6 protein-coding genes are annotated in these 10,059 nt (G+C 70.1%); all 6 read right to left on the bottom strand.

What is annotated here, in order from left to right; translation table 11 throughout:
* Positions 1-3,128 (bottom strand): TAT-variant-translocated molybdopterin oxidoreductase (locus D7W82_RS23455; protein WP_120620486.1); only part of this gene is annotated, 3,128 nt, incomplete at its 3' end.
* On the bottom strand, positions 3,125-3,787 hold the full coding sequence (locus tag D7W82_RS23450; protein WP_120620483.1) for a cytochrome c3 family protein: 663 nt from the start codon (positions 3,785-3,787) through the stop codon (positions 3,125-3,127). The genes D7W82_RS23455 and D7W82_RS23450, both read right to left, overlap by 4 nt.
* Before the next feature lie 482 nt (positions 3,788-4,269).
* Positions 4,270-4,923: a ligase-associated DNA damage response endonuclease PdeM gene (pdeM, locus tag D7W82_RS23445; RefSeq protein ID WP_120620482.1), complete on the bottom strand. Its 654-nt coding sequence runs from the start codon at positions 4,921-4,923 to the stop codon at positions 4,270-4,272.
* On the bottom strand, positions 4,893-7,418 hold the full coding sequence (locus D7W82_RS23440) for a ligase-associated DNA damage response DEXH box helicase (RefSeq protein WP_233587894.1): 2,526 nt from the start codon (positions 7,416-7,418) through the stop codon (positions 4,893-4,895). Before D7W82_RS23440 ends, pdeM begins: the two co-directional genes overlap by 31 nt.
* A gap of 16 nt (positions 7,419-7,434) precedes the next feature.
* Positions 7,435-9,033, bottom strand: a complete 1,599-nt coding sequence (locus tag D7W82_RS23435) for an ATP-dependent DNA ligase (RefSeq protein ID WP_120620480.1) — start codon at positions 9,031-9,033, stop codon at positions 7,435-7,437.
* Between the two features lie 3 nt (positions 9,034-9,036).
* Positions 9,037-10,059 (bottom strand): ligase-associated DNA damage response exonuclease, encoded by a 1,023-nt coding sequence (locus D7W82_RS23430; protein WP_120620479.1) that lies wholly within the window; start codon positions 10,057-10,059, stop codon positions 9,037-9,039.

The following is a 10,059-nucleotide window of genomic DNA, read 5'->3' as shown; positions in this document are numbered from 1 at the left end:
GTACGGGGGCGGGTGCCCAGCTCGTGCAGGAGCCGGTAGGCACGCTCGTCCTCGTGGAGCTGGGTGACGCGCTGGGCGGGGTCCGCCAGGGAGCCGAAGGCGATGGCCTGCGTGGGGCAGGTCTGCTGGCACGCCGTCTGGAGCTCCTTCTCCTGGATGAGGCGCTTCTCGACGCGGGCGTTGATGCGGACCCGCTCGATGCGCTGCACGCAGTAGGTGCACTTCTCCATGACGCCGCGGTTGCGCACCGTGACGTCCGGGTTCATCAGCATCTTCTCGGTCGGCGTCTTGCCCTGCGTGTAGTGCAGGTAGTTGAAGCGGCGGACCTTGTACGGGCAGTTGTTGGAGCAGTACCGCGTGCCGATGCAGCGGTTGTACACCATGTCGTTGAGGCCCTCGTCCGAGTGCACGGTGGCGTTCACCGGGCAGACGTACTCGCAGGGGGCCTTCTCGCAGTGCACGCACGCGACGGGCTGCATGACCATGGCGGGGTCGTTCTCATCGCCCTGGAAGTAGCGGTCGATGCGCAGCCAGTTCATCTCACGGCCGCGGCCCACCTGCTCCTTGCCCACGACGGGGATGTTGTTCTCCGCCTGGCACGCCACGACGCACGCGTTGCAGCCCGTGCAGCGCGACAGGTCGATGGACATGCCCCACTTGTAGCCCTCCTGCGGCGTCTTGGCGTAGTCGAAGTCGGGCAGGTTGTTCTGCTTGCCCAGCTCGTGCTTGGCCTGGACGCGCTCCAGCGTGTGCTCCGTCTCCTTCGACGGGTGCGCCAGCTCGCTGACGGACATGTCGAGCGCCAGCGGGCGGCCCTCCATGCGCCAGTGGTACTGGGTGCGGGCGAACTTGTGGCTGCCGCGGACCTTGGTCAGCTTGGCGCCGCCGTCGAACCAGGGGGCGTTCACGCTGCGCAGCAGGTTGGCGTTGAAGCCGATGTCCTTGGCCACGACCTCATGGAGGCCGGTGCGGCCGTAGCCCAGGGCCACGGTGACGGTGTCGTCCGCGTTGCCGGGGAGGATGGTGACGGGGACCTGCAGCTTGCGCCCGCCGTACTCCAGCTCCGCGACGTGGTTGTTCTCCAGGCCGAGCCGCTTGGCGGTGGCCGGGCTGAGGATGGCGGCGTTCTCCCAGACGATCTTCGTGATGGGATCCGGCGTCTCCTGGAGCCATGCGTTGTTGCCGAACCGGCCGTCCAGGACGCGGTAGTCGTGGACGAAGTTGATCTCCAGCTCACCGGCCGCGGGCGGCTGGTAGGCGGCGACCAGCTGCGAGGCGGCGCCCGTGTCCGGGGAGGCCGTCAGCGCGGCGGCGACGCTGCCGGGGACGACGCCCTCGGAGACCCAGGTCTCCCAGCGGGTCTCGAAGTCGGCGCGGCCGGCCTCGCCACCCTGCGCGGCCCAGTAGTCGCGCACCATCTGGTAGGCGGGGCGGAAGGGCTCGTCGAGGAACAGCGCGTACAGCTCCGCTTCCGGCACGCCGTTGAAGAGCGGCTGGATGAGGGGCTGCGCGATGCTGACGGTGCCGTCCACCGCGCGGCCGTCGCTCCAGGTCTCCAGCTGGTGTGCCAGGGGCACGAACCAGTCGGCGAACTTGGAGGTCTCGTCCTCGTAGTGGCCCGCGTACAGGACGGACAGCGCCTTGCGGTTGGCGTTCTGCTTGGGGTCCAGCACCTCCGCCAGGCCCGCGTCCACTGGCAGGGCGTAGACGGGGTTGGTGGCGGTGATGACCAGCGTGTCCACCTTGCCGGCCTTGATGTCCGCGACCAGCGCGCTGATCTCCGACAGGCCCGAGGCCTCCGGGGCGGCGGCCGGGACGAGCTTCACGGTGGTGCCCACGTTGCCCAGCGCGGCGTTGATGGCCTGCGCCAGCGCGTGCACGGCGGCGGGCTGGCGCTCACCGGCGAGCACCACGGAGCGGCCGGCCTTGGACCTGAGGTCCTGGGCCACGGCCTGCACCCACGACTGGGTCTCCGGGCTCAGCGAGCCGGCCTTGCCGGACGCGGCGGCGCCCAGGCTGGCGGCGGGGCCACCCACGGCCTGCGCCAGCGCGGCGGCGATGCCGAAGACCTCGGCGGACTTCACGCGCTTGCGGTGGTCCGCCATGCCGCCCGTGATGGACATGCGGGACTCCGCCACGTACAGGCGGTTGAGCTCGCCGTTCTTCGGGTCGCGGCGGTCCGCGAACTGGCGGTTGAGGGCCAGGTTCTCCGGGCGGCTCTCCAGGAAGTCCGCGTCCAGGGAGACGATGACGTCCGCGCGGCTCAGGTCGTAGACGGCCTGGACCGGCTGGCCGAACAGCGCGCGGTTCGCCTGCGCGGCGGCGGAGTCCGTGATGGACGAGAACGTGTGGAAGCGCGCGTTGGGCAGCTTCTTCTGAATGCGGCCCGTCACGTCGCGCAGCGTCGGCGAGCTGATGGGCTCCGTGAGGAAGCGCAGGCGGCTGCCACCGTCGGCCGCGGCCCTCTGGCTCACGAGGGTGGAGATGTCCTCGGCCAGCACGCGCAGCGAGCGGGGGTTGTTGCCCTGGCGCAGCACGCGGGCGCGCTGCGGGTCATAGAGCGAGAGCAGGAACGCCTGCTCGAAGACGCCGGCAGCGCCCTGGTTGATGGGGTGCTGGGGGTTGCCTTCGATCTTCACCGGGCGGCCTTCGCGCGCGGTGATGAGCAGGCCGGAGGTGTGGCCTCCGAGCGTCATGCCGGACGCGTAGTGCAGCGGGTTGCCCGGGGTCACTTCCGGCGGCGTCTTCGTGTACGCCACCATCCGCTCATCCTGCGGACGGGTGCTGCACGCGGTGGCGCCGGCCAGGGCGAGCGACGCGCCCATCAGCTGCATGAACTCGCGGCGGGCGAAGCCGGTGGGGGGAAGGTCCGCGCCGACGGGGAACTCCGGGCGGGTCTCCTCCAGGAACTCCGGCGTGGCGAGCTTCTCCTCCAGGCCGAGCCAGTACGTCTTGCCGTACGCGCCCTCCGCCGGGACGGCGCGGGTGGAGGCGTGCTCGAGCGCTTCACCCACGACGTCGTCATGGGAGTGAGCGTGGGGGGCGGCCTCGTTGCGGCCCGAGACGACCGGGAGCGCGAAGGACGAGGGGGTTTCCTGCGCGGGCGCGCTGTCAGGCTTGGTGTTCATCGGTGGCATGTGGAGCAGCTCGTGCGCGAGTGAACGTCGTATTCCTTGATGAGCGTCTCGGCGAGGGCCGAGGCTTCCGCCTTATCCGCCGGGGGCGCCCAGGTCATGCTGGTGATGAACTCCGGGGGCCGGAGGTTGGGGCCGGGGTTGCGGTGGCAGTCCAGGCACCAGCTCATCGTCAGCGGCGCGGACTGCTCGATGGCGCCCATCTGGTCCACGCGGCCGTGGCAGGTGGCGCAGCCGACGCCCTTGCCCACGTGGATGGAGTGGTTGAAGTAGACGAAGTCCGGCAGGTTGTGGACGCGGACCCAGGGGATGGGCTGGTCAGCGAAGAACGCCTTGCGGACCTCGGTGAGGTACGGGCTCTTGTTCCACACCTGCGCGTGGCAGGACATGCACACGGTGGTGGAGGGGATGCCCGCCGACGGGGACTTCTCCACCGTCCAGTGGCAGTAGCGACAGTCGATCTGCTCGTCACCGGCGTGGTGCCGGTGGTCGAACTCGATGGGCTGTTCCACCGGGCGGGCCTGATTGGTCACGAGCGGGCTGCGCACGTAGGCCAAGAGGCCGCCGATGGCGATGGCGGGCACGGCGAGGAGCATCGCGGCCGACAGGCGCGACACCGTATTCGTCCAGCGTGGGAAGAGAGGGCCGCTCATACCAGGACCAGGGGCAAGGGGACTGAAGGCGACATGAAAGCAGGGGTGGACGCGGGAAAACCGTTCGGCGCGGAAGTCAGGGGGGCCGTCCCGGTCCCGGTGGACCGGGCGGGGGGTGGCTCCTGGCGCTCAGACGGCAAGGCAGTCACGTCCAACGAACCTCTAGGATGGTGCCGTGGGCGCGGGTCCCTCATGAACTTCCCGACCCAATGCGGCGCGGGACCATCATTCATGAGCACGGCAGTGTCAACCATTCTGTGGGGAGTGGGAATAAGGAGCGCTTAGCACCTTCCGGGGCGGTTGCGACAAGTTGTCCGCGCGCGGTGATGAATCCCGCTTCTGGCGATCGGAAGGGAGCTTTGCGCGAAGGCGCGTTTCCCTCTGTGATCAATTCCTCTCAGGGCGCGCGCTACAGGGTGCGACGGTGCGCGCCACGCATGAATCGCGGCGACTCGGAGTCCGGGTCGCCGGAGCTCATGGCGCTAGAGCTCCACCACCGTGGTACCGGCGACGGCGTAGACGCGGTCCTTCTTGCCCCGCCGCATGTCCACACCTCCCGTGAAGGCGCTGAACGCGGGCAGGACGCCCACGCCGGGGCCCAGGTGGAAGCAGGGCAGCCGCAGCCGGTCCGCCCCGCCCGACAGCCGCACCATGGGGTGGAGGTGCCCCGCCCAGACGTAGCGCCCGGCGGCCGGCTCCGGGTGGTGGGCGAAGCGGAACGGGCCTTCGTCCAATACCTCCGCGCGGTCCTCCATCCTCCAGGAGGGCGGAAGGGTCCGCACGTGGCGGTCGTGGTTGCCGCGTATCAGCACGACTTCTAGTGATGCATGCGCTTCGCGCCAGGTATTCACGCGACTGATGACGTCCGCGGTGAGCCCCTGGCGCGAGTGCACCAGGTCCCCCACCAAGAGGAGGCGCCGGGCGCCGGTGGCGGTGAGGGCGGAGGAGAGCCGGGCCAGGTCGTCATCCAGGACCCCCAGGGGGAGGGGGATGCCGTGCTGCTGGAAGGACTCGGTCTTGCCCCAGTGCAGGTCGGCCACCGCGAGCACGCTGGCCTGGGGCCAGTGCAAGGCCCGTTCCGGGAGCAGCTCCACGTCCGTGTCCGCTACGCGGGTCTGGCATCGGCCTGGGACCATCGCTCCTTGAGGCGCTGCACGCGGTCCAGCAGGGATTCGTTGGACACGCTGGCGCTGATGCGCTCGACGACGAGCGGGAAGCCCAGCGGCGACGGCCGGTGGACGTGGACGACCTCGACGGGGTGTGCCTCCAGGCGCTCCAGGGTGCGGGTGAGCCGGCCCTGTTCGAACTGGTGCTCCAGCACCTCGCGGCGCGCCTGGCGCAGCAGGAGGTTGTCCGGGTCGTACTTCACGAAGACGTCATAGAGGAGCGCGGCGCTGGCCTGGACCTGGCGGGTGGATTTGCGCGCTCCGGGCAGGCCCGGCATCACCAGCCCGGCCACGCGGGCGATGTCGCGGAACTGCCGGCGCGCGAGCTCGCTCAGGTTCACGCTCTCCAGGATGTCCTCCACCAGGTGCTCGCGGGTGAAGAGGGCCGGGCGCAGGGCTTCATCGAAGGGGAAGGGCGTGGAGGTGATCAGCTCCAGGCCGTAGTCGTTCACGGACAGGCTGAAGGTGGCCTTCCGCAGGCGCGTGAGGCGCAGGGCGAGCAGCGCCGCCAGGCCTTCGTGCACGAGCCTTCCTTCAAAGGGATAGAGGAAGAGGTGGTAGCCGTCCCGCGTGCGGCAGGTTTCCGCGAGACAGCGGCCGTCGCCGGGGATGCGCGACAGGCGGGCCTGCGCGTCGAGGATGGGCCAGGCGGCGGCGATCTCGTCCCGGGTGACGTCGCCCTGGCGCGCGGCCTCCAGCGTGCGGCGCATCGCGGACGCGAGCGAGGTGGACAGGGGCAGGCGGCTGCCGCCCCAGCGCGGCGTCTGGGTGGCCTTGGCCTTCGCGGGCTTCACGTACGCCGTCATGTCCTTGAAGCGGCTGAACTCCAGCCGGCGGCCCGCGAAGAGGAAGGTGTCTCCGGGCTTCAGGCGGCTGACGTAGGACTCCTCCACCGTGCCCAGGGTGCCGCCGCTCCAGTAGCGCAGCTGCACGGACGCGTCCGACGTGATGGTTCCGATGTTGAGCCGGTGCAGCCGGGCGAGGCGCGCGTCGGGCACGCGGAAGCGGCCGTCCACCTCCACCACGCGGCGGAACTCCGGGTAGGCGCGCAGCGTGGGGCCTCCCTCTCGCACCACGGTGAGGGCCTGGTCGAACTCCTCATCGGTGAGGGACGCGTAGCTCGTGGCGGTGCGGACCTCTTCGCGCAGGGCCTCGCGGGTGAAGCCTCCTCCCAACGCGCACGTCACCAGGTGCTGGGCCAGCACGTCGAGCGGCTTGGACAGGGGCGTGCGCGGCTCCACCTCCCGGTGCGCGATGGCGTCGCGGGCGGCGGCCATCTCCACCAGTTCGAGCGCGTGCGTGGGGACGAAGAGGATGCGGCAGGTGGCTCCGGGGCGGTGCGCGCTGCGGCCCGCGCGCTGGAGCGTGCGGCCAATGCCCTTGGGACTTCCTATCTGGATGACGCGCTCCACCGGGCCGAAGTCCACGCCCAGGTCCAGCGAGGACGTGCACACGACGAGGCGCAGGCTTCCGTCCTTGAGGCCTCCCTCCACGCGCTCGCGCTCCTCGCGGTCGATGGAGCCGTGGTGCAGCGCGAGGAGGTGTTCCCATTCGGGGCGCAGGAAGCGCAGGCCTTCGAACCAGCGCTCCGCTTGTGAGCGGGTGTTGGTGAAGAGGAGCGTGGACTGCGTGGGATCCAACCGGTCCGCCACGCGCGGCAACAGGGTGAAGCCCAGGTGCCCGGCCCACGGGAAGGTGTCCACCTCTTCTGGCAACAGCGTCTCCATGTCCACCGGGCGCTGTAGATCCGCGCTCACCAGCGTGGGCTTGCGGTCCGTGCCCACGACGGTGCGCGCGGCTTCCTCCAGGTTGGCGAGCGTGGCGGACAGCGCCCAGATGCGCAGGCCCGGTGCGAAGTGGCGCAGGCGGGCCAGGGCCAGCTCCACCTGGGTGCCTCGCTTGGAGGCGAGCAGTTCGTGCCACTCGTCCACGATGACGGCGCGCAGTGAGGCGAAGTTCTCCGCGGCCTGCTCCTGGGTCAGGAGGAGCGACAGGGATTCCGGCGTGGTGATGAGCACCTGGGGCAGACGTTCGCGCTGACGCTGGCGCACGGAGGAGGACGTGTCGCCCGTGCGGCTCTCCACCTCCAGGTCCGCGTCCAAGGCCATCAGCGGTTCGCGCAGGGCCTGCTCCACGTCACGTGACACCGCTCGCAGTGGCGTGAGGTAGAGGATTTGGAGGCCCTGCTGGTTGCGCTCCGCCACGTCCGCCAGCGGGCCGAGGTAGGCCGCGTACGTCTTTCCCGCGCCGGTGGGCACGTGGATGAGGCCGCTGTCTCCTCTCGCGTAGGCGGCCCAGGCTTCTTCCTGGAAGGCGTAGGGCGTCCAGCCCTTGGAGGCGAACCACTGGCGGAGTTGCTCCAGCGGCGTGCCTTTGTAGGGGGATGGGCTCCGGGGCGCGGGCTTCTTCGCTCGGGTTCGTACGGGCTTCTCCGCCTGCTTCTCCGGCGCGTGCTTGCCGCGCATGCGATTGCGACGGGGCCTAGTGGGCTGCATGCAGCAGCCCCTTCAACGAGTCGAGCGTGTCCGCGTCCCTCGCCGTCTTGTCCGCGCGCCAGCGGGCGATGCGTGGGAAGCGCAGGGCGATGCCCGACTTGTGGCGTGGAGACGGCGCGATGGCTTCGAAGTGCAGCTCGAACACCTGCTCCGGATCCACCGAGCGCACCGGGCCGAACTTCTCCCGCGTGTGCGCTCGGATCCACCGGTCCAGCCTTCCAATCTCCTCGTCGGTGAGGCCCGAGTAGGCCTTCGTCACCGGCAGCAGGTCCTCGCCGTTCCACACCGCGAAGGTGTAGTCCGTGTAGAGCGACGAGCGCCGGCCGTGGCCTGGATGCGCGTAGAGCAGCACCGCGTCCACCGTGTACGGGTCGATCTTCCACTTCCACCAGTCGCCGCGCTTGCGCCCCGTCTGGTACACCGAGTCCAGGCGCTTGATCATCAGGCCCTCGACGTTGCGCGCGCGGGACTCCTTGCGCAGCTCCGCCAGCGCCTCCCACGAAGAGGCCGTCACCGTAGGGGAGATGGGGAAGCGCGGGTGGTCCTTGAGCAGGGCCTCCAGCCTCGCGCGGCGCTCGCGCAGGGGCAGTTCGCGCACGTCCTTTCCGGCCTGCTCCAGCAGGTCGTAGACGACGAACGCCGCGGGGGCCTCCGCCAGCACCTTGGGCGTGAGCTTCTGTCTGCCAATGCGGCGCTGGAGCCGCGCGAAGGGCAGGGGGACGCCGTCCTCGTAGGCCATCACCTCGCCGTCGAGCACCGTGCCTTCGGGCAGGGCCCGGGAGGCTTCGGTGATTTCGGGGAAGCGTTCGGTGATCAGCTCCTCGCCCCGGCTCCAGAGGAACACATCGCCCTGGCGGCGGATGAGCTGTCCCCGGATGCCGTCCCACTTCCACTCGACGAGCCAGTCGCTCAATTCGCCCAGCGACTCCGCCGACTGCTCCAGCGGCGACGCGAGGTAGTACGGATAGGGGCGCGACACGTGCCCGTCCGATACGTCTGGCGCCACGAGCTGTTCGAAGAACGCCTTTGTCGGCGTCCAGGTGCCCATCAGCCGGTGCGCCACGCTGGGCGGAGGCAGGCCGGTGACCTGCGCGATGGCTCGCACCACCAGCGTGTTGGACACGCCCACGCGCAGTTCGCCTGTGAGCATCTTGTTGAGGAGGAACAGCTCGCGGCGGGGCATGGACTTCCACCAGCCCACCACGCGCTCGCGCTGCTCCGCCGCGTCCAGGCCACGCAGGGGCAACAGGCGCTCTTCCAGCCAGCGTGAGAGGGGGAGCTCCTCGGCGTGCTCGGGCGGGAGGTTCGCTCCGTCGAGCAGCAGGGCAATCACCTCCGCCAGGTCTCCCACCGACGCATAGACCTCGTCGAAGAGCCAGTCCGGGATGCCCGTGAGCTCCTGCGTCCAGCCCACCAGCAGCTTCGACGTGAGCAGCCGCTTGAGCTTCTGACCCGTGAGGAAGAACAGGCCCCAGGCGGCGTCCTCCGGCGGCGCCGTCTGGAAGTAGCGCGCCATCGCCTCCACCTTCGCGTTGGTGGAGGTCGTCTGGTCGAGCGTGTCGTAGAGGTCGGCCAGGGCTCGCACGCGTCAGTCCTCCGCTTCACCCTCGAAGGGCGTGGCGAGCGGCGAGGCATCTACGCCCCGCTCCCGCAGATAGTGCGACAAGGGGTCGGTGTAGCCGTGCGTGACCAGCACCTTCTCCGCCTGCGTGTCCGCCACCGTGCGCAAGAGGTCCGGCCAGTCCGCGTGGTCGGAGAGCACGAAGCCCCGGTCGTAGCCTCGACGGCGACGATTGCCGCGCACGCGCATCCACCCCGACGCGAAGCCCGTCTCCGCTTCACCGAAGCGGCGCATCCACGTGGAGCCGGCCGCGCTCGGCGGCGCCAGCACCAGCGCGCCCGCGAAGGACGTGCCCTTCTCCGTCTCCGACACCATCTGCGTGGGCAGCATCGCGATGCCCGCCTCGCGGTACGCGGTGACGAGCCCGTTCACCGCGCCGTGCACGTAGGCTGGCCGGTCCGTCAGCTTCCCCAGCTCCGCCAAGAGACGCTGTGCCTTGCCCAGCGCGTAGCAGAACAGCACCGCGGAGCGGCCCGCCTCGCGGTTCGCGTCCCACCAGCGCAGGATGTCCCGGGCTACGAGGCCCGTGTCATCCCAGCGGTAGATGGGCAGGCCGAACGTCGCCTCGGTGATGAAGGTGTGGCAGCGCACCACTTCGAAGGGCGCGCACGTGGGGTCCGGCGTGCGCTTGTAGTCGCCGGAGATGATCCACACCTCGCCCCGGTGCTCGACGCGGATTTGAGCGCTGCCCAGCACGTGGCCCGCCGGGTGGAAGCTCACGGTGGTGTCGCCCACGGTCAGCTTCTCTCCGTACTCCAGCGTGTCGATGACCGCGTCCGCCCCCAGGCGGCGCTGCAACAGGCCCCGGCCAGGGGCTGCCCCCAGATAGCGTTTGCTCCCGCTCCGGGCGTGGTCGCCGTGCGCGTGCGTGACGAGCGCCCGCTCCACCGGACGCCATGGGTCGATGTAGAAGTTCCCCGCCTGGCAATACAGGCCCTGCGGCGTCACGGAAACCAGCGGCGTTCGTTCCTGGTGGGTCGCGGTGGCCAC

The sequence above is a fragment of the Corallococcus sp. CA049B genome, from assembly GCF_003611685.1.
GTDB classification, from domain to species: domain Bacteria; phylum Myxococcota; class Myxococcia; order Myxococcales; family Myxococcaceae; genus Corallococcus; species Corallococcus coralloides.
The sequence above is the reverse complement of the archived record's forward strand: the minus strand, read 5'-3'. Positions and strand labels throughout refer to the sequence as shown.

Excerpts from the sequence above, each read along its gene's own strand:
- D7W82_RS23450 (WP_120620483.1), bottom strand. The coding sequence starts at position 3,787 with ATGAGCGGCCCTCTCTTCCCACGCTGGACGAATACGGTGTCGCGCCTG.
- pdeM (WP_120620482.1), bottom strand. The coding sequence starts at position 4,923 with ATGGTCCCAGGCCGATGCCAGACCCGCGTAGCGGACACGGACGTGGAG.
- D7W82_RS23440 (WP_233587894.1), bottom strand. The coding sequence starts at position 7,418 with ATGCGCGGCAAGCACGCGCCGGAGAAGCAGGCGGAGAAGCCCGTACGA.